This is a genomic window from Flavobacterium sp. GL_143 (assembly GCF_057834355.1).
On record NZ_CM174401.1, the window covers coordinates 4,890,288 to 4,915,770 of the forward strand.

17 protein-coding genes are annotated in these 25,483 nt (G+C 32.4%); 2 read left to right on the forward strand and 15 right to left on the reverse strand.

The features are described 5' to 3' along the window. Positions 1 to 62: 62 nt before the first annotated feature. The 9 genes from AC3IPI_RS20635 to glyA all read right to left on the reverse strand — a co-directional run bounded on the left by AC3IPI_RS20635 (position 63) and on the right by glyA (position 15,191). The gene (locus AC3IPI_RS20635; RefSeq protein WP_489155400.1) at positions 63 to 1,544 is read right to left on the reverse strand and encodes a RagB/SusD family nutrient uptake outer membrane protein; all 1,482 of its coding nucleotides are present in this window, start codon (positions 1,542 to 1,544) and stop codon (positions 63 to 65) included. Positions 1,545 to 1,548: 4 nt separating this feature from the next. After that, the gene (locus tag AC3IPI_RS20640; RefSeq protein ID WP_489155402.1) at positions 1,549 to 4,545 is read right to left on the reverse strand and encodes a SusC/RagA family TonB-linked outer membrane protein; all 2,997 of its coding nucleotides are present in this window, start codon (positions 4,543 to 4,545) and stop codon (positions 1,549 to 1,551) included. 243 nt (positions 4,546 to 4,788) lie between these two features. Further along, positions 4,789 to 7,533, reverse strand: coding sequence for a helix-turn-helix and ligand-binding sensor domain-containing protein (locus tag AC3IPI_RS20645; RefSeq protein WP_489155404.1), 2,745 nt, complete (start codon positions 7,531 to 7,533; stop codon positions 4,789 to 4,791). A 101-nt stretch (positions 7,534 to 7,634) separates the two neighbouring features. Further along, positions 7,635 to 8,834 carry an acetate/propionate family kinase gene (locus AC3IPI_RS20650; RefSeq protein ID WP_039113023.1) on the reverse strand — a complete coding sequence of 400 codons (1,200 nt, stop codon included), beginning with the start codon at positions 8,832 to 8,834 and terminating at the stop codon, positions 7,635 to 7,637. A 91-nt stretch (positions 8,835 to 8,925) separates the two neighbouring features. Further along, positions 8,926 to 11,019 (reverse strand): phosphate acetyltransferase, encoded by a 2,094-nt coding sequence (gene pta / locus AC3IPI_RS20655; protein WP_039113024.1) that lies wholly within the window; start codon positions 11,017 to 11,019, stop codon positions 8,926 to 8,928. A gap of 246 nt (positions 11,020 to 11,265) precedes the next feature. Beyond that, a complete protein-coding gene (gene corA / locus AC3IPI_RS20660) occupies positions 11,266 to 12,336 on the reverse strand; it encodes a magnesium/cobalt transporter CorA (protein WP_039118308.1) in 1,071 nt (356 codons plus the stop codon). Positions 12,337 to 12,456: 120 nt separating this feature from the next. Further along, positions 12,457 to 12,954 carry a GNAT family N-acetyltransferase gene (locus tag AC3IPI_RS20665; protein ID WP_039118307.1) on the reverse strand — a complete coding sequence of 166 codons (498 nt, stop codon included), beginning with the start codon at positions 12,952 to 12,954 and terminating at the stop codon, positions 12,457 to 12,459. 226 nt (positions 12,955 to 13,180) lie between these two features. Next, on the reverse strand, positions 13,181 to 13,774 hold the full coding sequence (locus AC3IPI_RS20670; protein WP_039118306.1) for a MiaE family protein: 594 nt from the start codon (positions 13,772 to 13,774) through the stop codon (positions 13,181 to 13,183). Positions 13,775 to 13,916: 142 nt separating this feature from the next. Continuing rightward, positions 13,917 to 15,191, reverse strand: a complete 1,275-nt coding sequence (glyA, locus tag AC3IPI_RS20675) for a serine hydroxymethyltransferase (RefSeq protein WP_489155408.1) — start codon at positions 15,189 to 15,191, stop codon at positions 13,917 to 13,919. A gap of 108 nt (positions 15,192 to 15,299) precedes the next feature. Here glyA and fahA point away from each other — a divergent pair, with 108 nt between their 5' ends. After that, positions 15,300 to 16,583 (forward strand): fumarylacetoacetase, encoded by a 1,284-nt coding sequence (fahA, locus tag AC3IPI_RS20680; protein ID WP_086894340.1) that lies wholly within the window; start codon positions 15,300 to 15,302, stop codon positions 16,581 to 16,583. 75 nt (positions 16,584 to 16,658) lie between these two features. Here fahA and AC3IPI_RS20685 read toward each other — a convergent pair whose 3' ends face one another. Beyond that, positions 16,659 to 17,042 (reverse strand): hypothetical protein, encoded by a 384-nt coding sequence (locus AC3IPI_RS20685; RefSeq protein ID WP_489155410.1) that lies wholly within the window; start codon positions 17,040 to 17,042, stop codon positions 16,659 to 16,661. A 66-nt stretch (positions 17,043 to 17,108) separates the two neighbouring features. Continuing rightward, positions 17,109 to 18,149: an agmatine deiminase family protein gene (locus AC3IPI_RS20690; protein ID WP_039113030.1), complete on the reverse strand. Its 1,041-nt coding sequence runs from the start codon at positions 18,147 to 18,149 to the stop codon at positions 17,109 to 17,111. Positions 18,150 to 18,414: 265 nt separating this feature from the next. Here AC3IPI_RS20690 and AC3IPI_RS20695 point away from each other — a divergent pair, with 265 nt between their 5' ends. Continuing rightward, positions 18,415 to 19,677 carry an OmpA family protein gene (locus AC3IPI_RS20695; RefSeq protein WP_039113031.1) on the forward strand — a complete coding sequence of 421 codons (1,263 nt, stop codon included), beginning with the start codon at positions 18,415 to 18,417 and terminating at the stop codon, positions 19,675 to 19,677. Between the two features lie 78 nt (positions 19,678 to 19,755). Here the strand turns inward: AC3IPI_RS20695 and AC3IPI_RS20700 are convergent, their stop codons facing one another. From AC3IPI_RS20700 to clpB, 4 genes are all read right to left on the reverse strand, one after another. Beyond that, the gene (locus tag AC3IPI_RS20700) at positions 19,756 to 20,643 is read right to left on the reverse strand and encodes a carbon-nitrogen hydrolase (RefSeq protein WP_035620980.1); all 888 of its coding nucleotides are present in this window, start codon (positions 20,641 to 20,643) and stop codon (positions 19,756 to 19,758) included. Positions 20,644 to 20,817: 174 nt separating this feature from the next. Further along, complete coding sequence (locus AC3IPI_RS20705; protein WP_039113034.1) at positions 20,818 to 21,243, reverse strand: hypothetical protein; 426 nt, start codon at positions 21,241 to 21,243, stop codon at positions 20,818 to 20,820. A gap of 193 nt (positions 21,244 to 21,436) precedes the next feature. Next, entirely contained in the window at positions 21,437 to 22,318 is an 882-nt protein-coding gene (locus AC3IPI_RS20710) for a DUF808 domain-containing protein (protein ID WP_086895711.1), read from the reverse strand. Between the two features lie 481 nt (positions 22,319 to 22,799). Then, on the reverse strand, positions 22,800 to 25,406 hold the full coding sequence (clpB, locus tag AC3IPI_RS20715; protein WP_489155414.1) for an ATP-dependent chaperone ClpB: 2,607 nt from the start codon (positions 25,404 to 25,406) through the stop codon (positions 22,800 to 22,802). Positions 25,407 to 25,483: the final 77 nt, after the last annotated feature.

Consider the following 25,483-nt stretch of genomic DNA (forward strand, 5'->3'; position numbering starts at 1 on the left):
AATTTATGCAATTAATAAATATCACTTCCTCCATACTCTGGAGGAAGTGATTATTTGGTATTTTAGTAACCAGGGTTTTGATCTGAGTATCCTACAGATTCTCTTATGAAAGTTGTTGGAAGTGGAAACAATTCGTGTCTACCAACAATAAAAGTTTTTCCATTAGGGAAAGCAGGGCTTACGTCTGCTTTCATCGCTGCTTCAGCTTGACCAGTTCTGATGATGTCAAACCATCTGTCATGCTCAAAAGCTAACTCTACTCTTCTTTCTTTCCAGATTGCTATTCTAACATCATCTTGACCTACTGCGGGTGTATCTCCTAATTTAGCTCTTTTACGAACTTGATTTAAGAAAGGAATAGCTGCTGATGTTTGTCCTAATTCATTTAAAGCTTCTGCTTTCATTAACAATACTTCAGCATACCTCAAATATCTAAGATTTGTATCTGTAAATTCTTGGTTATAATAAGCAGATGAGTATGCTTTATAATTATACATTGCGTTAGCTACTGAAGAAGGTACTTCTCTTCCATCATATAAAGTAGATCCTCTAAAAATAATAGTAGCACTTCTTCTAACATCTCCAGCTTCATAAGCATTAGCTAAACCTTCAGTTGGTGTATTGAATCCCCAACCCCAACCTCCAGCTCCACGTGGTGCTTGAGAAGCTGTGTAATTTGGAATTCCAAATCCAGGGCTAGAAGTAGAACCTACTCCATTAATTTCAAAAATAGATTCTGGGCCAAATTCTCCGTCTAATTTATACATAGAAGCATAATCTGAAACTAGAACATATCCTGTTACTTTATCACAATTGTCAATTACTTTTTGCCAATTTTTTTGATATAAATTAACTTTTGCTAACAACGCATATGCAGATCCTTTAGAAACTCTCATTCTATCAGCACCTGAGTAAGCAGATTTTTCAGGTAAATTAGCTATTGCATCATTTAAATCTTGTTCTATAAAAGCATAAACTTCTGCAGTAGATTTACGTGTTAATTGCATTTTTCTGTCCTCTTCTGTAATTGGAACATTAGCTAAACGATCTACAATAGGAACTCCTCCGTATCCTTTTACTAAAGTAAAGTACATAAAAGCTCTCATAAATTTAGCTTCTCCCTCTAATCTCACTTTCAAACTAGGTGTTACTTTATCTAATCTAGGGAACATTGCCAATGCCTGATTACATCTGTTTATTCCTGCATAATTAGCATCCCAAGTAGATTGAAATGATGGAGTTGATGCATTATAAGTTAAAGCATCAATAACGTCTTTATCTGTACCAGCATCACTAGGATCTGAACCTTTATCGGCATCATCTGAAATAATACTTGTTACTGCGTTCCATCCAAAAGAAGACATGTCCCAGTTTAAGAACTGATTGTAAATTGCAGTTACAAATCCTGAAGCTCCCGCATCACTATTTACCAACGCTGGATCTGCTGGAAGAGCTTGAGTTGGGTCTACATCTAAAAACTCATTTGAACATCCAGAAAAGAATAATCCAGAAAGTACAAACATTGATATATATAATCTTTTCATAATATTAAAATTTTAAATTAGCACCTATAACAAATGATCTCAATGATGGGTAAGCATCTAGCTCAACTCCCTGAGTACCTTCAACTAACTTACCATCACCTGTGATATCAGGTGAAAATCCTGAGAATTTTTGTGTGATGAATGGATTAATTGCATTTACATATATTCTACAAAAGCTAATAAACTGATCTTCTTTAAGAGGAAGTTTGTATCCTACAGTAATATTATTGATTCTGAAAAAATCTGCAGATTCTAAATAAAAAGTGGAAGCAACAGGAGTTTTATTAAAAGGTAAAGGAGTTGAAGCTGTTCCGTAATTACCAACTAAAGAAGCTTCTACATTTTCTCCTCCAAAACGTTGTGCCTTTTTACCATTGTACACTTTTGCTCCTCCTGTTCCGTAACCATCAACAGAAAAATCGAAGTTTTTGTAGTTTGCTCCTAAAGTAATTCCATAAGTAGAAGTTGGTAAAAGTGAACCTACATACTTTTTATCATTAAGTTCATCTAAACCTTCCTGAACAACTTTAGTACCATTTGCTTTGTAGTACAACATTTCTCCACTATCTTGATCTACACCAGCATATTTGTACATATAAAAACTACCTAAAGGTTGTCCAATCGCTCTATTGTCAAGTAATTTAACATTTTGTCCATTTGATAAACTACCACCAATTACTGGAGATAATTGAACATTTTTAAGGCTAGTAAGTTCATTTTTATTATAAGAATAATTCCCTCCTACCCAGTAGCTAAAATTGTCGTTTATTCTATCATCCCAACGTAATGCAACTTCATATCCTTTATTAGATACCTCCCCAACGTGTGCAGGCGTAGGTACTGTAATTCCTGAAGCTGAATATGGCTTAACATTCAAAATTGTATTTGTTGTGTTTTTGCTATACGCATCAAAAGATCCTTTTAATCTATTGTTCAATAATTCAAAATCAAAACCTCCTGAAAGCTCCTCAACAATCTCCCAACCTAAACTAGGGTCAATTTGAGAATTGATTGTTGTACCTGAACCAAAACCAGGGTAATCTACTCCTGAAGTTAATATCTGAGTGTTAAGTGGTACATTTTGATTTCCTAATCTACCCCAAGAACCTCTTAATTTTAATAAGTCTAACTCTTTAATATCCGCTAAGAAGCTTTCTTTTGTTACAATCCATCCTAAACCAACTGATGGAAATGTTCCCCAACGCTGATCTTTAGCAAATTGAGATGAACCGTCTCGTCTTACAGTACCTGTAAGTAAGTATCTATCCATTAATTTATATTGGAAACGACCAAAATAAGATGCTAATCTTCTTTGATTAAGAGCTTCATCTTTATAACCTGTTACTGAACCAGCAACATTAACATTTTCTAAAGACCAGTAATTAGAATCTGGATATACGTTCTTTCTATCAATAGTTAATTTTTGTCTAGTACCATTTACGTTAGACTCCATACCTACAGTAACTTCAATATCATGAATATCTCCAAAAACTTTATTATAAGTTAAGTAGTTAGATAAATTCCAGTTAAAATATTCGTCTCTACCTCTTGTTAATGTATTTATATTTAAATCCTTAGGATAATCTCCCTGTATACGAGTAGGATCTGCTGCTAACCAAAGAGCAACGTTATCAACATAGTTATACTGTTTGTAAGTATAATACTCTGCATTAAATTGTGAGGTAAACTTTAATGATTTACTAATCTCGTAATCTAATTTTAACCCTCCTTGTAAAATCACACTTTGTTGTTGTTCATCTGTATAATCTAACTGAGCTACTGGATTTCCTACATTGTTAAACGATTTTGTTCCGTTTTCTGAAACGATTCCTGTTGCTTCATCTACAAATGGAACTCCATATTTTCCATTAGCAAAACGTACAGGAACTAATGGAGACTGTCTATAAGCTGCAGAAAATGCACCTAAAGGCATTGGTCTATTTTTTATACTAGTTACACTTAAATTTTGAGACAATTTAAGCCTATCCGAAATTTTAAACTCATTATTATTTCTAATAGTTGTACGTCCGTAATCCGATCCATTTAAAATTCCTTTTTCTTCATAATTACCTACACTAAAAAAGTATTTAACAGTTTCTGTAGACCCAGAAATAGCAAGATTGTTTTGAGAATAAGTTCCCGTTCTTGTTATTTCATCCATCCAATTTGTACTATATGGCTGATTAGCTGCAAATCTACCTTTTGGGAAATCATCAAAAGCTGCTAAGTTATTATAACTAATGTATTGATCACTATTAGCCATTTTTACTTTTTTCAAAGGAGTTCTAAAACCTGTAAAACTCTCCAATTCAACAGTAAGTTTTCCTTTTCCTGATTTGGTTGTAATCATAATTACACCATTAGCACCTCTTGTTCCGTAAATTGCAAGTGCAGAAGCGTCTTTCAAGATTTCATACGAAGTAATATCATTAGCATTAATGTTATTGATATTCTCTGTAGGCATACCATCTACCACATATAATGGGTTTCTTCCTCCTAATGCAGTACCAGCTCCTCTAATTACTATAGAAGGTGTGCTTCCTGGAGCATCAGAAGATGATACCTGAACCCCTGCAGCTTTACCTTGTATTGCCTGAGAAGCGTTCATTACTTTCATTCTAGTGATTTCTTCTGGCTTAATTGAGTTTACTGCCGAAGTATTATCTATTTTCTTTCTTGTTCCGTATCCTATAACAACAACTTCTTTTAAAGCTGTATCTTCTGATTCTTTTAAAACAATACTCATAGGAGTTGAAGTTGCTTTAATAGTCGAAGCTTCAAAACCAACCATGCTAATTTTTAATGTCTCGCCTACTTTGGCTTTAATTTCAAAATTACCATCAAAATCTGTGTCTGTTGAAGTTCTAGATTCTGTGGCAACGACCATTGTTCCTGGAATTGCCATACCCTGTGAATCCAAAACCTTACCTTTAATTACTTGACCAGACATATATGCTGGAAGTAGAATGAGCGCTAATAAGCTAAAAATAAGATTTCTCATATATTAATAAATTGTTAAAGTTAGTTTGTCAAACTTAGATAATTACAACGTTATAGTGCGTTAAATAGAAATACTACATGACTACATCAAAACAGCAAAAAAACATATTAAGTTAATGATTTTTAATAAATTACAAAAACACAAAAACACCATCACACATCATGTTGATGTAGTAATGATGTATTGTTATATGATAAAATTTAAAGTTAAATAATATATTATCCCTAAAAAAACAGGGTGTTTTTATATATTTAATAGAAAATTAGAAAGGTTTTCGTCCTGTACAAGGTTCAATTTCTTCCTTAATCGATAACGATGTAGTTCTACCCCTCTAAATGAGATGTTCATTAGAGGTGCAATCTCTTTTGAAGAAAGATTCATTTTTAGGTAAATGCAAAGCTTAATATCCTTTGAAGTCAGGTTAGGATATTTTTGAGAAAGTGTTGTGATAAACTCGTTGTGTATCTGATTCAGGTTATTTTCAAAAGTTTCCCACTCGTGTTTATTAACAGCATTTATTTTAATCGCTTTCTTTATTTCACTTTTGAGTTTATTAAAATCTGCTTCAGAATCTAGAATGCCTTGTATCTTTTCAATCATTTCGCTTTGCTTGGCAATAGAAAGTGATTTACCTGCTACCTCTGATGATTTAGTTTGTAACTCTAGTTCAAGAATATGTTTTTGGTACTCTTGACTATTTAAATCATTCTCGGCTTTCAATTCCATTTCCAGAATTTTCTTTTGATGTCTTAGCTCTTCTTCTCTTAATTCAAGTTTTTGTAAGTAGCGTATGTTATTCCATTTATAATAGATATACAAAACAACACCTATAATAGACAAATACAACAAAAGCATCCAAGCAGAAAGATACCATGGTTTTGCAACTACAAATTCAAAATTTGCAATCTTACTATAACTTAAACCATCATGATTAAATATTTCGACATCGTGAGAACCGCTATTTAAATTGTTCAAAACAATTAAACCGTCTTTTATGGGAATAAATTTATTTTCTCCATTAATTTTATAAGACAAATTTGGTTTTGATGCCCCAAATATTCCTGAGATTACATTTATCTTTAACTCGGTATTATAATTTATACTCGAATTATTCTCTATCAAGTTTTCGTTATTAAACGCCTCAACCTCTAAATTTAGTTTTTCTTTATTGATGTCTTTTAATTGAAAAGAAATAAAACCATCATCCAGATTTAATAAATAGTTATTGTTATTTTTAAAAATATTCAGATTGTCATTAATTATTTTACCCTTATAATATTTCTCTTGAATACTGTTCCAGATAAATTTATTGCCATTTGCATAAATGTGATACAAAAACCCGTCTTGTAGCAATATAAAATGACTTTCGTCAATAGCAGCTACATCAGAAATATTACTAAAATTCGAATTAAAAAGTTCATTTTTCTCTAATTGATTCGCTATCGAATTATAAGTGTACCACGTTTTATTTATTAAAAAGAGTATTTCCTTTCTAAACTCAAATATTTTTACACCAAAATCATTTTTAATTTTACTGTGTTGCGTAACGTTTTCTACTTTTTTTGTCTCGTAATCGTCGTTATATAAAATTCTATATAAACCTCTATAATTATCAGCTGCCCAAACTTCATTTTTTTTGTTTTGAGCTACATATTTTATAGGTTTCTTTAATCCGTTTAAGATAACTTTTTCATCTAAGTTATTAATGTCTTTATACACAACAACTCCGCTGTATGTTGCTTGAAAATAAGAATTACCAATACTACTCTTAGTCAAATTCCAACCTCCATTTGTTGTATTTAATTTAGAAAATTGTCCGTTTTCATACAAGAATGTTCCTTCGTTATGACCAATAAAGTATTTAGAACCTATTTTACTTATATTCCAAGCCTGACCTTGACTATTAGGAATCAATGAGAGCTTTTTATCTACATATTTAAAAACACCGTGGTTAGATGCCATTAAATATCCCTTCTCGATGTTTACAACTGAATATACTGATCCTAAAACTCCCGAATTATCATAAAAAATAGATACTGGCGAAGTAACTTCAATATGTGCTATTCCGTTATCGAGACCTAACCATAAATCATTTTCTTTATCCAGTCCTATACTTAAGATAGAATTGTTCATCAATACATTTTTTCTATTGATGTTTTTAAAAGAATTATCATTAAAGTCAAACATATAAATCCCGTCTCCAGCGGTACCAATTATAAGTTTGTTATTTTTTAAAAATCGGGCAACATTTATATTGGCACTTTTTAGGATTCCATTTAATGGATTATTCCAGGCAATTAAAGTTCCTTTATCTTCAACAAAAATTCCGTTTTTATGTGTAAAAATGTATGTCTTATTCTTATACTTTTCTATTGCATGAATAACATTATTTTTTAAGGCATTCCATCCTTTTACCGGACTTAACTTATCCCCTTTTAGAACATAAACACCATGCTCTACAGAAGCTACAAGCAACTGATTATTGATAATAAAGCAATAGGATATTAAAAACGGTAGTTTAGTTTTCTTGATTCTTTTTCCATCATAAGCAAAAACTTGATTAAATGATTGAAAGTATATTACATCATTAAATTTAAAAATCTTCCATACTTCTTCATTTTCATTTTCATCAAATACTCCCCTATTTTTAGAGATAGAAACATACTTCATTTTTCCATCTTCTCTATACCAATAACCAAACTCTTTATAGGAACCTGAATAAATCTTATCTCCTTCGACCATTATCGAGCGAATGATAGTCTTGTTTGGCAAAGTATATTTTTCCCAAACTACTCCATTATAACGCACCAAATAATGATTGTTTGCAAAATACATCGCATTATCATTTCCTTGCGCAACACTCCATATCTGATTATCACCTTCGTAATTAGATTTATTATAGTTTTCTACAAAAGGGAGTAACTCTTGAGCATGAACCTGTAACGCTATAAAAATAAGGAAAAGTGATTTAAGAAGATTTGATTTCAAAATATTGGTATTTATCATCAAATATAATCACATTTATTCAAATTTTCATATAAAAAAAGCCTCTCGATGAGAAGCTTTTTTTATAAAATAATGTGTTATATCTAGTTTTTAAGCAAATGATGAACTTGATTTGCAATTTCAAATTCTTCGTCTGTAGGGATTACCAAAATTTTGGTTCTAGACGCTTCTGTATTGATTTCGCGATTAGATTTAGAACGAATTTCATTTTTCTCATTATCTAATTCAATTCCAAAAAACTCCATATCGGTACAAACTAATTTTCGCATATAAGATGAATTCTCCCCTATTCCTGCAGTAAAAACAATAGCATCTAAACCATTTAAAACAGCTGTATAAGAACCTATATATTTTTTTATTCGATAAGCATTCATTGCCAATGCCAATTGGCATTCTTTATTACCTTTTTCTGCTTGAGCCTCAATATCTCTTAAGTCGCTAAAACCTGTAAGACCAAGCATTCCGCTTTGTTTTTGGAGTATTGTATTAATCTCTTCTAATGAATAATTTAAGGTATTTTTCATATAGAAAATTATCGAATGATCAATATCACCAGCACGTGTTCCCATTATTAAACCATTTGCAGGTGCAAATCCCATTGTGTGGTCAATACTCTTACCATCTTTAACCGCTGTCATACTACAACCGTTACCTAAATGTATTGTAATGATATTTTTACCTTTTGTATCAGTATGTTTCTTCAAGTATTTAATAGCATTCTCCGAAACATATTTATGACTTGTTCCATGAAAACCATACATACGTATTTTATTCTCTGTTAAAAGCTTGTCAGGAATAGCATATTTGTGAGCTACAACTGGTATTGTTTGATGAAAAGCAGTATCAAAAACTGCAATTTGTTCCGCTGTATCAAAAATTTCTTCGGCAACATTTATTCCTTCAAGATTTGCAGGATTGTGTAATGGTGCTAATTCGAAAAGTTGCTTGATTTTGGCTTTTATTTTTTCATCAATCTTAACTGTTTTGGTAAATTCACTTCCGCCATGAACCACACGATGTCCTACAGCATTAATCTCTGAAGTACTTTTTATAACGCCTGTTTCTCCATTTAAAAGTAAGCTGGCTACCTTTTGTAATCCTATTTTATGTGTTGCAATTGGCAAAATTTCTTCAAAAGAAACATCTTTTGTTTTATATGTTACATTCGAACTTTCTAAACCAATTCTGTCAATCATACCAGAACAAATCACTTCATTTGCTGGCATTTTCATTAATTGATATTTTATAGAAGAGCTTCCTGAATTTAAAATTAATATTTTCATTGTTATTTTTTTAGGTGCTAAGGCACTAAGTTTCAAAGTTACTCAGTTCCTTTTTTTTATAAGCTTAGTTTTTTTACAGATTTTTAATTAATTACAATCCTTGCGCCTGAATTGCAGTAATAACAACTGTATTTATAATATCATCTACGGTACAACCACGACTTAAATCATTTACAGGCTTATTTAATCCTTGCAACATTGGCCCAATTGCCAGTGCTCCTGTTTCTCGCTGTACTGCTTTATAGGTATTGTTTCCTGTATTTAAATCAGGAAAAATAAGTACACTTGCTTGTCCTGCAACTTCAGAATCTGGCATTTTACTTTTTCCAACACTTCTATCTACGGCTGCATCATATTGAATTGGTCCTTCAATTTTTAAATCGGGACGTTTTTGTTTAACAATTTCAGTAGCAGCTCTTACTTTCTCAACCTCATCTCCTTTACCAGAAGTTCCGGAAGAATAAGATAACATTGCAATTTTTGGTTCTATCCCAAAAGCCGCGCTGGAATCTGCTGATGAAATAGCGATTTCCGCCAATTGTTCGGCAGTAGGATTAGGATTTATAGCACAATCTCCAAACACCGAAACACGGTCTTCTAAACACATAAAAAATACCGATGAAACTACAGATGAGTTTGGTTTGGTTTTAATAAACTGTAAAGCGGGTAATATTGTATGTTGGGTTGTATGTGCAGCACCAGAAACCATTCCGTCAGCATGCCCTTTATAAACCATCATGGTTCCAAAATAAGAAACATCCTCCATTAAATCTCTTGCCATAGTAATGGTCACATTCTTATTTTTTCTAAGCTCATAATAAGTATTCGCGTAGTCTTCATAAAATGGAGATTCTATTGGATTTATAATTTTAATTTTCGAAAAGTCAAAAGTAATTCCTAATTCAGCCACCTTACTTTCTATTTGTTTTTTATCTCCAATTATCGAAATATCAACAACATCCATCGCTAATAATCTCGATGCAGCAATAATAATACGCTCATCGCTTCCTTCTGGCAAAATAATATGTTTACGATGCTTTTTGGCTCTGGTTACCAAGTTATACTGGAACATTTTTGGTGTCATTCCTTCTGCCACAAAAGTGATTAGTTTCTCAGATAAACTATCTAAATCAACATATTTTTCAAATGTATTAATTGAAGTTTCTATTTTATGCTCATTATTTGCATAAATTTTCGATTTAACAGCACCAATTTGGTTCGTAATATTATACGTTCCACCTTCTACTGAAATAATAGGAACAATAGGCGAAAGTCCTTCTATTAACTTCAAAATACTCTCTTCGGGAATAATATTTCCTGTAAGTACAATCCCCGATATCGTAGGATAATTGGCCGATTCATTAGCCTGTAAAGCACCTAAAATAATATCGGCACGATCACCAGGAGTAATAACTAAACTATTTTCTTTTAAATGCATTAAATAATTATGCAATTGCATCGCTCCTACACTAAAATGTCCCGTTTGATTATTTAAATGTGCTGCTCCAAATAAAACCTTAGCATCTAGTTCATTTACAATTTCCTGAACTGTTGGATTATTCAAACTCGAAATAACCGGGATAGCATTAACCAAAACACTTTCTGGAAGGCTTTTTTTCAATCCCGAAGTTACCAATTCAACATTCTCAATTTGAACTTTATTTGCAATAACCGCTAGAACTTCTACCTCTTTTATTTTAAAAGAATTATATACGAGAGAAAGGTTATCTACCAATTCATCTAATGTTTTACCAATTCCTGAACCAAGGATAATAGTTGGAATTCCTAAATTTTTAGCAATTAATACATTTGTATCCAGTTCTATTACTGTTCCTTCTCCTGTAAAGCTAGTTCCTTCGACTAATACAAAATCAAAACGCTCTTCGAGACGTTTGTATTTTTCAATTATTAAGTCTAATACTTCTCCTATTTTGCCTTTATTCTTCTTCTTGATTAATTTACTTTTTGTGATAGCAAATGCATCTTCAAATTTAATGTCTAGATTAAAATGTGTAATCACAGTTTCAATATGATTATCCAATTCTCCGTCGATAAAATCCTCAACAATGGGTCTAAAATAGCCCACTTTGGCAGTTTTCCCCATCAACATACTCATTAACCCTAAAGTAATAATCGACTTACCACTATTCTGCTCGCTTGTTGCTATATATACTGCTTTACTCATAATTTCATTGTTTAAAAAACATCTAAAAATAGTCTAGATCCTATATTTTATTTATTAAAAATAGTTTTAATTAAATCGGTATTCATGTTATAAATCCTTTCAATTAAAAAGAAGCAAAATTAGAGAAATTGCCCCTTACTACAACTGACATTTGTCATATCAAGGACAATATTGTCCACTATTAATTTTATCCGTAATTACAGGCCAATTAAGGAACGACAGTTAATTCACTATCAGCTATTAACTCTAAAACCACCTTCTTTTTTTAAAATAAATTATTAACGCAATTACCAATAAAAACATTCCAATCATAACAGAATAATACCCGTATTGATATTTAAGTTCTGGTATATTTTCAAAGTTCATTCCATACACTCCAACTATAAAAGTAAGTGGTATAAATATTGCCGAAATTATGGTCAATGTCTTCATAATTTCATTCATTTTACGGCTTTGCGCCGAAAAATAGAAATTAGAAGCACTTTCTAACGAACTCATATCCGACTCTATTTGCTCTAAAAGTTCTAAGCTTTTTTGATGTAAACGTGCAAAAAAACTAAAATTTTCCTTTTCGATTCCATTAAATGTATTGTCGTCTTTTATACTTTTTATATCATATAAAGAATCTCTAAGTGGTATAATAGAACGTTTTAAGAAATTGAAATTATCGCGGTGTTTTTCTATTTCTTCAAGAATAGCAGGATTAGTATCTCCTTTGGTAATATTAATCAATTCTTCTACTTTGTTTTCTTCATCTTCGAGTGTGATATAAAAATTTTCCATCACAGCATCTAATAATAAATAAAGCAAGTAATCTACTTTTTTGGTTCGTACAATTCCCGCATGTTGCCTAATACGTTCGCGAATGTGTGTAAAGAAATCACTTCGTTTTTCCTGAAAAGAGATTAAAATACCGTCTTTGATTATAAAACTAATCTGCTCTACACTAATATTATCTGAATCTTCAGAAGGTAAAAGAGATTTTATATTAAAAAAGAGTATTTCTTGTTGTTCTTGTAGTTTAGTCCTTTTTGTAGTATTGAGAATATCAGCAAGCATAAAGCCGTCTACTTTAAAATATTCTCCAATAGTCTTAATAAGATCTATATTATTTAATCCATGAATATTTAGCCAATTATTTTTAGTGTAATCGATACACGCATTTAAAGCTAATATATTGAAATTCTCATATTCGGTGATTTCTAAATCATCGTAAACAAAAAGTTGCATTTCCGACTGAGTGTCTTTATGCCGACCTGTATATTCTAAAGAATAGGGTTGTAGTTTTCGGCCTTTTTTGTATTTTATTTTTCTCATTCAATAAATGATTTATATAGTAATATTACAAAAAAGTTTTTTAAAACATGGCTACATTCCCAATTTTGGCATTACTAAAGTAAAATTCTAATTTATTTAAGAATTGAATAAAGTAGGTTATTACTTTACTTTCATTTCCATAATAAAGTCTTCCATTAAATACCCGTGATCTAGCTCAATATCAGCTTCGGCTACAATTTCGAATCCCATTTTTTTATAAAAAGAAGCTGCTTTATTAAATCTATTTACATTCAGAGTAACGATATCTGCTTCTTTCTCTTTGGCTGCAGCCACAACAACATCAATTAATATTTTCCCCATACCTTTTCCTTGTGCTTCTGGAAGCAAATACAGTTTATTTAAGCGTGTAGCATTCTTGTCTTGATAATTATGTTGATATCCAGCATAACCAAGACAAAAATCATCCTCGTAAGCCATAGTAAAAATATGTCCGTTACGAATGCTTTCTTCTAAAAGAGCTGGCTCATAAAATTTGTCCAGCATATAATCAAGTTGTTCTTGAGATAGGATTTCGCCATAAGTATTAGGCCAGGTTTTAAATGCAATTTCTCTTATTGTAGGTATATCTGTTGCTGATGCTGTTTTAAGTGTAATCATTTTTTTAGACTTCTTAGATTGTTAGACTGACTTAGATTGTTAGACTTCTTAGATTGTTAGATTTCTTAGATTTTTAGACTATATGGATAATTGGAATGTCCTTCGACTCCGCTCAGGATGACACTAAACACTGTTACTAAAACTGAGACTGAGCGCCGTCACTGTTTACTGAAACTGAGCACTGCCACTAAACACTGAGACTGAATACTGCCACTGAACACTAATCTTACCCGTGAATCGTCTCTCCTTTTCCGTAATTGGTAATTATTGATTCTTCGTAGGCAAGCCACTCTCTCCAACGTTTCTCTACATCAATCCCAACTCCGTATTTTCTGGCATAAGTAATAAAAGTGGTATAATGCCCTGCTTCACTTTCCATCAAATCTCTATAAAAAACAGATAATTCTTCGTCATTGATATTTTCCGAAAGTACTTTAAAACGTTCGCAGCTTCTTGCCTCAATCATTGCTGAGAATAGTAATCTTTCGACTAAGCTAGAAACACGACTTCCGTCACCGCTTTTCTTCATATATAAATACAATTCATTTACATAATCGTCTTTGCGCTCACGACCAAGTTTTAATCCTCTTTTGATGATGATATTATGTACTTGCTCAAAATGGTCAATTTCTTCTTTGGCTAGAGCCAATAAATCCTTAACTAAATCTTGATGTTCTGAGTTATTCGTAATTATCGTGATAGCGTTTGTTGCAGCTTTTTGTTCGCACCAAGCATGATCCGTTAATATCTCTTCAATATTTTTCTCTACTATATTTACCCATCTTGGGTCAGTTGGCAACTGTAATCTTAATACACCCATTTTTCTTTTTGTTTAATGTTTAAAAAAGTATTTAAAGTTAGGGCTGGAAGTAAAAAAGTTTAAAGTTTAAAACTTTTGTGATAGCTTTCGATATCAACAAAACCTTAAACTTTAAACCTTAATCTTTTTAAATAAAATATTCTTAATAAACGAAGATTGCTCTTTCGCTCATCATTTCATTTACTTCGTTAGCAACCTCTTCGATAACTTCTTCACTTGTGTGATTTGTTAATACTCTATCGATTAATGCAACGATAGTTTCCATGTCATCTTCAACAAGACCACGAGTTGTGATTGCTGCTGTTCCTACACGAATTCCTGAAGTTACAAATGGTGATTTATCATCAAATGGAACCATATTTTTATTTACAGTAATTTCAGCTTTTACCAATGCATTTTCAGCTTCTTTACCTGAAATTCCTTTATTTCTAAGGTCAATTAACATCATGTGATTGTCAGTTCCTCCAGAAATAATATCGTATCCTCTTTTTACGAAAGCTTCTGCCATAGCATTTGCATTCTTTTTTAATTGCATTGCATAAGTAAAGAACTCATCTTGTAATGCTTCTCCAAAAGCAACCGCTTTTGCAGCAATAATATGCATTAAAGGACCTCCTTGGTTACCAGGGAATACAGCTAAGTCTAATAATGCAGACATCATTCTGATTTCTCCTTTTGGATTTATTAATCCTAGTGGGTTTTCAAAATCTTTACCCATCAAGATTAAACCTCCACGTGGTCCACGTAATGTTTTGTGTGTTGTAGTAGAAACGATATGACAATGAGGAATTGGGTCATTCATTAATCCTTTAGCAATAAGTCCTGCTGGATGTGAAATGTCAGCAAATAAGATTGCTCCTACGCTATCTGCAATTACTCTAAAACGCTCAAAATCCATATCACGAGAATAAGCCGAAGCTCCTGCGATGATTAATTTTGGTTGCTCTTTAGTAGCAATTTCTTGAATTTTATCATAATCTAAACGTCCTGTCTCTTTATCTACACCATAAAAAACCGGAGTATATAAACGTCCCGAAAAGTTTACTGGAGACCCGTGAGTTAAGTGACCTCCGTGAGATAAGTCAAATCCTAAAATTTTATCTCCTGGCTTTAAACATGCATGATAAACAGCAGTATTTGCTTGTGATCCTGAATGTGGTTGTACGTTTGCATAAGTAGCTCCAAATAACTCTTTGGCTCTATCGATAGCAATTTGCTCAATAACGTCAACTACTTCACAACCTCCGTAGTATCTTTTGCCTGGATAACCTTCTGCATATTTATTTGTTAAAACAGAACCAGCTGCTTCCATTACCTCATCACTTACAAAATTTTCTGAAGCGATTAGTTCTAATCCGTGAATTTGTCTCTCTTGTTCTTCAAGAATAAGATCAAAAATTTGTTCGTCGCGTTGCATTTTTTAGTTTTTCGTTAATTTGATGCAAAAATACAAAAAAACGTTTGTCAAACTGTTAGATTATGATATATTTGACATAGAATTTTTCAACAAATAATTAACATGCACATGCCGATAACTGCCAACGATACTAAACGAAAATCATGGTTAGATGTACCAGAGAATAGTGACTTTCCTATTCAAAACATTCCCTTCGGTGTTTTTCTTACCAAAGAAAATATAGTAACGGTTGGAACAAGAATTGGCGACTACGCCATAGATTTAGGTGCTTTGCAACAATTAAGCTATTTCTCAGGAATTGATTTAACTGATGATATGTTTATGCAAGACACTCTAAACGATTTCATTTCTGATGGAAAAAAAACTTGGAGATTGGTTAGAAACCGTATTGCCGATATATTTGACATTAACAATCCACAATTAAGAGATTCTACAAAAGATAGAGATATAGTCATTTTTAAAATTGATGATGTCGAAATGCAATTACCTGTTTTAATTGGTGATTATACCGATTTTTACTCAAGCAGAGAGCATGCTACCAATGTAGGTAAATTGTTCCGTGATCCGGAAAATGCTTTGTTCCCAAACTGGTTACACATTCCTGTAGGATACCACGGAAGAAGTTCGACTATTATTCCTTCTGGAATTCCTGTACACAGACCAATGGGACAAACGCTTCCTAATGGAGAGAACTCTCCTGTTTTTGGTCCATCAAGATCTATTGATTTTGAACTAGAAACAGCATTTATTACAACTGATGCCAACATAATGGGAGAACCTATTCCTGCTTATGAAGCTGAAGAATATATTTTCGGAATGGTTTTATTGAATGACTGGAGTGCACGCGATATCCAAAAATGGGAGTATGTGCCTTTAGGACCTTTCTTGGCTAAGAACTTTGCTTCTTCTATTTCTCCTTGGATTGTTACCATGGATGCTTTAGAGCCTTTTAGAACCAAAGGACCTAAACAAGACCCATCTCCGCTTCCTTACTTACAAACTAAAGGAAAGAAAGCTTTTGATATCAATTTAGAAGTTTCTATTAAACCATTAGATAAAGAAGAAACGGTAGTTTCCAGATCGAATTTTAAATATATGTATTGGTCAATGAGTCAACAATTAGCACATCATACCTCTAATGGTTGTCGTGTTAATTCTGGCGACATGATGGGTTCTGGAACAATATCCGGACCTACTCCAGACAGTTGCGGATCTATGCTGGAACTAACTTGGGGAGGAAAAAATCCTTTAAAGTTAAATGATGGTAGCGAACGTAAATTTATCGAAGATAACGATACTGTAATTATGAGAGGATATTGCGAGAGCAATGAAGTTCGTATTGGTTTTGGAGAAGTTTCAAGCCAATTACTTGCTCCTTTCGTGAGACAATGAAGAGATCTTGATTCAGAATAATAAAAAAGAGGCGATTTTAAATTTAAAATCGCCTCTTTTTAGCTTTACTCTATTTTATAATTTTACTGGAATATTAAACTCAAATGTCTTAAATTCATTATTACTTCTATAAGAAACAAATATCTTTAATTTTCCGTTTTCTAAATCTTCTTTTTTGGGCGACATTTCTACCAGTAATTCATTTTCATCATTTCCTTTTAGAATCCGAATTGTCTTCCCTGAAAGATTTACATTTTTTGGATTAATATTTTCAAACTTAAATTTAGTTTTCGTTAAAACATTCGATTCTAAATATTTATTTCCAGTCGAAATTTCAAAAATTACTTTTTCATTGCCACTAACAAATTCAAAATTTTCATTTGTTAAGTTATTCTTTTTTGAGACACAGCTTACTAAAACCAAAAACACAATTAAAACTGAAAATATTTTAAATTTCATTCCATTCATCTTTCTGTAATTTAACCTTTTACATTCTCAAACTTCATATTAACTCATCAAAACCAATTATACAGGTATTTGCTGGCTCAAACAATGTAATGTTCCGAATCCCCAAATAAAATCAACACAACTAATTCCGATTACTTCTCTATCAGGGAAACATTCCGAAAGGATATTTAGTGCTATGCGATCATTACTATCATTAAAAGTAGGAACCAAAACGCAATTATTCAGAATTAAGAAATTAGCATAACTTGCTGGCAATCTTAAATCTTCAAAGTCTATTCGCTTAGGCATTGGCAAAGCAACAATTATTGGAGATTTTCCGTTCTCTAGCTTTGCATTTTGCAACCTTTTTAAGTTATCCTGCAAAGGTTCGTAGTTTGCATCATTTTTATCTGTTTCTACAATCGTAACAATTGTATCTTCGTTTACAAAACGACACAAATCATCAATATGCCCATGTGTATCATCCCCTTCTATTCCATCTCCTAACCAAATAACATTGGTTATTCCAAGATATTCTTTAAAAACAGCTTCGTAATCTTCTTTGGTAAAATTTGGGTTTCGAACTTGGATACTTGGGTGCATCAAACATTCTTCTGATGTTAATAAGGTACCTCTTCCGTTACTATCAATCGCACCACCTTCTACAATAACTGGTTTCCCTTTATACATTACTTGTGTAAGCGGAATATCTAAAACATCAGCAACTTTAGCTGGAACAAATTTATCTAATTGATAATTTTTATATTTAGCCCAACCATTAAAATTAAAGTTTAATGCTTCTCTTTTATCTCCATTTTTAACCACAATTGGTCCAGAATCACGCATCCAACTTCTGTTAGTCTTATGAACAATATAAGTAACATTGTTTAAATCTACACGTGCTCTTTCGAGCATATCATTCACTTTAGCTTTTAAAACTTCATCAGCAACTACCAAGAAAACAGTTTCATAAGTAGCTACTTTTTTTATAAACTCTACAAAAGCCCATTGAACTGCCTCGTATTTCCCTGGCCAATCTTTACCATTATGAGGAAAACACAATACAATACCTTGTTGTTTTTCCCATTCAGCAGGAAATCTTCTATTATTCGTTGTCATAAAAAGGTTCTAAATTAAAAAAGCAAAGATAATCATTCGTAACTTTTATCATTGTGCAATATTCATTTTTTCCTCTCCTTATAATATATATATTCTCTAAAATAATTAAAAATACAATACTAATAAAGCAATCTTACTCTAGCCAAAGCCCTAAAACATGGGAATTATATAATACCGATAGAACACTCTTTTAAAATCATTACTCTAATTTTATGTTGAGTTTAAAAAATAGAGCTCACAAAAATCAAATTAAACAAATGATATCATGAAAAAGAAATTAGCTTCCGTATCGCTTTTATTACTATCCGTGGCAGCAGGTGCCCAAAACATGGCAACAACTTCTGCCCAACCTTCAGTTGAAAAAAATCCGTATAATAAATGGTCTATCGAATTAAATGGTGGTATAAACAAACCAACCAGAACAATGACCGAAGGGTATTCGACTGCTACACTTAGCCCATTTCATGCAGATTTAGGGGTAAGATACATGTTTAATCCAAAGTTTGGTTTGAAATTCGATTTTGGATATGATCAATTTAAAGAACGTGATGATACTCCCGACTTTGAAGGCAGACAATTAAGAACAAGTTTGCAAGGGGTTATTAACCTTGGTAGAGCTTTAAACTTTGAAACCTGGACTAATACTTTTGGTCTGTTAGCACATGGTGGATTTGGAGTTTCTCAATTAAGTTCTGACACAGGTTTTGACGGAAAAGATTACACAGGTCACGGAATTCTTGGTCTTACAGGACAAGTTAGACTTAGTAATAGAATTGCTTTAACTGGAGATCTTACCGGAATCGTTAATGGAAGACAAAATTACAATTTCGACGGAATGGGCCCAACAACAAGCGGTAGCTTTGACGGTGTATTATTAAATGCTTCTGTAGGTTTAACTTTCTACTTAGGTAAAAACGAAAAACATGCCGATTGGTATTCTGAAGACAACGACAAGTACAACAAATTAGAAGAAAGAGTTGGTCTTATCGAAACAGGTCTTATCGATAGCGATAAAGATGGTGTAGCCGATTTATATGACTTAGAACCAAATTCTATTGCTGGAGTTGCCGTAAATACCAAAGGACAATCTATTGACAACAATCAAAATGGTGTTCCAGATGAATTAGAAAGTTACTTAGATAAAACCTACGGGCAAAAAAATACTACCGCTACAAACAATACTGTTGAGGAGTTAATTAACGGAGGATATGTAAACGTATATTTTGACTTTAACTCATCAAAACCAACAAATGCGTCTTTATCTGGTGTTGACTTTTTAGTTAAATACTTAAAAAACAATCCATCAAAAAGTGCAGATATCGTAGGTTATGCTGACGAAATTGGAAGCTCTAGCTATAACACTGAGCTATCTAGAAAAAGAGCTGAAGCTGTGAAAAAAGTAGCTTTAAATGCTGGAATCGATGGATCTAGATTAAATGTTATTGCTAACGGTGAAGATACTTCTGTGAATAAAAATTCTAAAGAAGCTCGTCAAATCGTAAGAAGAGTTACTTTCCAAGTAAAATAAATTTAATTTTACTTTTACAAACAAAAAAAGGACAAAATGTAAATTTTGTCCTTTTTGCTTTTATATAAATCAACTCAATTAGTCGATTGCTCTTTTAGTAATATCTCCAAAAGCATCTATTCTTCTGTCTCTAAAAAATGGCCAGTTCTGACGTACATTTTCTTGTAAATCTAAATCTACTTCAGCAATAAGAATTTCTTCTTTATCATGTGACGCTTGCGCTAAAATTTCACCTTGAGGTCCTGCAATGAATGAAGCTCCCCAAAACTGAATTCCGTCTGTACCATCGATATATTGCTCTAAACCAATTCTATTAGCAGCAGCAACAAATACACCATTTGCAACAGCATGTCCTTTCATCACGTTCATCCAAGCTCCATATTGGTTTTCACCATATTGCTCTTTTTCTTTCGGATGCCATCCAATAGCAGTTGGGTAAAACAATACTTCAGCACCTTTTAAGGCTGTAATACGAGCAGCTTCCGGATACCATTGATCCCAACAAATTAATGTCCCTATTTTTCCTTTTTTTGTTTCAATAGCTTGAAAACCTAAATCTCCAGGTGTAAAATAGAATTTTTCGTAAAAATGTGGATCATCTGGAATATGCATTTTACGGTATAATCCAGCTTCAGATCCGTCTGTATCGATAATATAAGCACTGTTGTGGTATATTCCTGCCATTCTTTTTTCGAAGAAAGGAACAATTATAACTACACCTAATTCTTTAGCTAAAGCACTAAATGCAATAAATGAAGTACTATATAATGGTTCTGCTAAAGCAAAATTATCAACATCTTCACTTTGGCAAAAATAATGACTGCTATATAATTCTGGCAATAATATAACTTCGGCACCTTTATTTGCAGCGTCTTTTACCCAACTGATACACTTTTTCAAGTTGTTTTCGGCAACATCATTAAGGTTCAATTGAATAACAGCAATTTTATATTTCTTATTCGGCATGACTTAAAATTTTTAGACTGCAAAAATAGTTAATTTTCTAGATAGTAACAGAAAACCGTTTTATAAATATTTCTTTTCAATGGTTTTTGATAAAAGAAATAAATATAAAACGGTTTTTAAATTAGCTATATAAAGCATTACGCTTTTAACAGCTATTTACTTTTATTGAATAAACTATTCAATAACAACTTTCTGTATCACGAATTCTGTCTCTGATTTTTTGAATTTTATTTCAAAAGTTCCAGCAGTAGCCGATTTAAATTTATAGATCGTTTTTTTAGGATCCGGAACTTGTGTAGTACAAACTCCTGTTGGATATTTAACCTCAACTTGTAATCCTTTGTCTTTACCAATTGTTACATCAGAAATTTTACTGAATTCTCCACAAGTATTATCTACTATATAAGTTACATCATAACTAAGTTCCTCATTTAATTTTCCAGTTGTAGGACCTTTTACTTCTGTTGCCAAAGCACCTTTTATTACAAACTCAGGAGTTGGTGGTTTTTCTTCCTCTTTATCATCATCATTGCTGCATGCAATAAATGCTGTTGACAAGAATAATACGACTAAAACTGTTTTTAATTTAAAATTTTTCATATAAATAATTATTGTTGTTAATTATAACATAGATGCAAATAGATTACTATGGTTGCTTCATAAAAATGTTAAAAAAACCAAACAAAACAACAAATACTTAAAAATCAACAAATTAATAATTTTAAAATTTTCATTTTTGGCATAAAAAAACACCAGCCGTTAGACTGATGTTCCTTAATAATTGCTTTTTTATTTATTCTGCTACTTCTTTTTTAGGAAGCATTTTTTTGATTAGGGTTACAATCGCTAAAACCACAAAACCGATTACAAGTCCTATAGTAAACTCTTTTACGATAGAAGGTAATTGTGGAACTAAATGATGGAAAAAATCAATATTATGTACAAATATACCTCCTGCTACCAGGATTAAAGCGATTGTACCAATTACTGATAAACTCTGAATCACCTTTGGAAGTGCCTGCACTAAAAAATTCCCTATAGTTTTTGATATACTACGTTCTTTTTTACTAAGCTGAATAAGTTTTAAACCTAATTCGTCCATTCTTACAATAAGCGCAACAATGCCATACACTCCAATTGTTGCTACTACTGCAATTATCGAAACAACCATAATTTGCGTTAGAATAGGTTTTTCTATTACAGTTCCTAATGCTATAATTACTATCTCGACAGATAATATAAAATCGGTTACTATTGCTGATTTTATTTTTTCTTTTTCGGCAGCTAAAATTTCTTCTTCTGAAAAAGTTTGTGCTGTAACCTCAATTTTTGCGTGTTTATGTGGAAAGAAAAATTCAAATATTTTTTCGGCTCCTTCATAAGCTAAAAAAGCCCCACCAAGTACCAAGATTACAATAATTGCTACTGGAAAAAAGGCACTTAATAAAAATGCTATTGGCAAAATGATAAGTTTATTAATAAACGAACCTTTACCAATCGCCCATAATACAGGTAATTCTCTTGAAGAAACAAATCCTGAAGCTTTTTCGGCATTAACCGCCAAATCATCTCCTAATATACCTGCTGTTTTTTTTACTGCAACTTTACTCATTACCGCAACATCATCCATAATTGCTGCAATATCATCTAATAGAACGAAAAAACCTGATGCCATATCTTTGTTTTAAAAATTGCGCTAATCTCTTTGTGTAGGGCACAAAAAAATAATTGACGCATTTTGTTATTTTGTGCGAATCTAATACTTTTTGTTTAAATCTCTTTCTTCTGATTTAATCAAATATTTTCAATCTGGCTTTCATTAACTACATTGTCCTAAAAGCAACCAGATGATTACAAAAACGAAAATAGTACCAAAACATCCGCTACCTAGCTTTTTGGCTCCATAACCTGCTATTAACCCTCTAAATATGTTGTTCATAATATTTATTTTTAAGTTTTTATATCGTATTAATTCTAGTTTAACTCAGCTTACGTAAAGGTGAGAACTTAATTAGATTTTTTTTTATAATAATTTTAAAAAAAGTTTCATGATTTACTGATTTTCAGTTTTTACAAAAAAAAGCACCAGCCTTACGACTGGTGCTTACTATAAATGTAAAGACGCACTGCGGTGCGTCTCTACTAAAAATTAAATATTAATTAGCCAATTCTGGTGTTTGGTTTCTAAAAACCAATTTACCATCAAAAGCATCTAATAAAATAATACTATCGGTTGTAATCTTTCCTGCCAAAATTTCTTTTGACAATTGATTTAAAACATCTCTTTGTATAACACGTTTTACTGGTCTTGCTCCGAATTGCGGATCAAATCCTTTATCTGATAAATAAGCAACTGCTTCTGGAGTTGCATCCATTGTAATTCCTTGCAAAGCCAACATTTTGGTAACACTTTTTAATTGTAAACCAACAATTTGTTTAATATTGTCCACTGTTAAAGGTGGGAACAACACAATCTCATCAATACGGTTTATAAATTCCGGACGTACTGTTTGTTTTAATAAAGCAAGCACTTCGACTTTTGCAGCCTCTGTAGCAGCTTCGATTCCACCTTTTAGGTTTTCAAATTTTTCTTGTATAATCTGGCTTCCCATATTTGAAGTCATGATGATAATCGTATTTTTAAAATCGGCCAAACGCCCTTTATTATCAGTCAATCGTCCTTCATCTAATACTTGTAATAAAATATTAAATGTATCTGGGTGCGCTTTCTCAATCTCATCTAACAAAATTACTGAATACGGTTTTCTACGCACAGCTTCTGTTAATTGCCCTCCTTCATCATATCCTACGTATCCTGGAGGCGCACCTACTAATCTACTCACACTATGGCGTTCTTGATATTCACTCATATCAATTCTGGTCATGGCATTTTCATCATCAAAAAGATACTCTGCCAATGCTTTTGCAAGCTCTGTTTTACCAACACCAGTAGTTCCTAAGAACAGGAATGTACCCACAGGTTTTTTCATGTCTTGTAAACCAGCTCTGCTTCTTCTTACAGCATCACTTACTGCTTCGATTGCTTCTTCCTGACCTACTACACGTCTGTGTAACTCATCTTCCAGATGCAATAGTTTTTCTCTTTCTGTTTGAAGCATTTTCATTACTGGAATACCAGTCCATTTTGCCACAACTTCGGCAATATCTTCTCTGGTAACTTCTTCTTTTATCAAAGAATTTCCAGATTGGTATTCATGCATTTGTTTCAATAAAACATCCAGTCTTTCTTGAGCTTCCTTAATTTTACCATAACGAATCTCAGCTACTTTTCCGTAATCACCATCACGCTCTGCACGATCTGCTTCATGTTTAAAGTTTTCAAGCTCTAATTTTACAGCCTGAATACCATCTACTACATCTTTTTCAGATTTCCATTTAGCGTAGATTTCATTACGTTCTTCTTTCAGGTTCGCCAATTCCATTCGTAAAGCTTTAAGCTTGCTTTCTTCTTTCTCACGTTTTATAGCCTCAATCTCAATTTCTAACTGCATTATTTTTCTATCCAAAACATCTAATTCCTCAGGTTTTGAATTGATTTCCATACGCAATTTAGACGCAGCTTCGTCCATTAAGTCAATCGCTTTATCTGGTAAGAAACGATTGGTAATATAACGTTGAGAAAGCTCTACAGCAGCAATAATTGCTTCGTCTTTTATCTGAACTTTATGATGTGTTTCATACTTTTCTTTGATTCCACGTAAAATTGAAATCGCACTTTCAGTATCTGGCTCTTCGATTATAATTTTTTGGAAACGACGTTCAAGCGCTTTATCTTTTTCAAAATATTTTTGGTATTCATCCAAAGTTGTTGCACCAATCGCTCTTAATTCTCCACGAGCCAATGCTGGTTTTAGGATATTAGCCGCATCCATTGCGCCTTCTCCTCCACCCGCTCCTACAAGTGTATGAATCTCATCTATAAACAAGACGATATCACCTTCGGCTGCAGTAACTTCTTTTACTACCGATTTTAATCGCTCTTCGAATTCACCTTTATATTTTGCCCCGGCAATTAATGCTCCCATATCTAGCGAAAACACAATTTTCTCCTTTAGGTTTTCTGGCACGTCACCATTAACGATTCTTCGTGCTAAACCTTCGGCAATTGCAGTTTTACCAACTCCGGGCTCACCAATTAACATTGGGTTATTTTTAGTTCGACGTGTTAAAATTTGTAATACACGTCTAATTTCTTCATCTCGTCCGATAACAGGATCTAATTTTCCTGTACGTGCTAATTCATTTAAGTTTTTAGCATATTTGTTCAAAGAATTATATGTTTCTTCGGCAGATGCTGAAGTTACACGTTCTCCTTTACGTAATTCTTCAATAGCAGCTTTTAAGCCTTTACCTGTTACTCCTTGATCTTTTAATATTTGAGCAACTTTACTTTTTGAATCAAAAATTGCAAGCATTAAATGTTCGATTGAAACATATTCATCGTTCATTTTTTGTGCAATAATTTCCGCTTCGTTCAATGCTTTATTCGCATCTCTGGAAAGCATTACATCTCCTCCCGAAACTTTTGGGAAGCTTTGTATGGTGCTATCTAGAATTTGAAGAAATAAAGGCACATTTACATTGAGTTTTTTCAAAATAAATGGCGCCACATTTTCATCAACTTCAAAAATAGCCTTGAAGATATGTTCATTCTCTATTTGCTGTTGACCATTTTTTTGGGCCAATTGCTGAGAGAGCTGAATTGCTTCTTGCGATTTGATTGTAAATTTATTTATGTTCATCTTTATTTGATTTATGATTTATGATTCTATTTTAATAAGTAACTTTGTTTATTATTTCTCAAATTATATTCCACAAC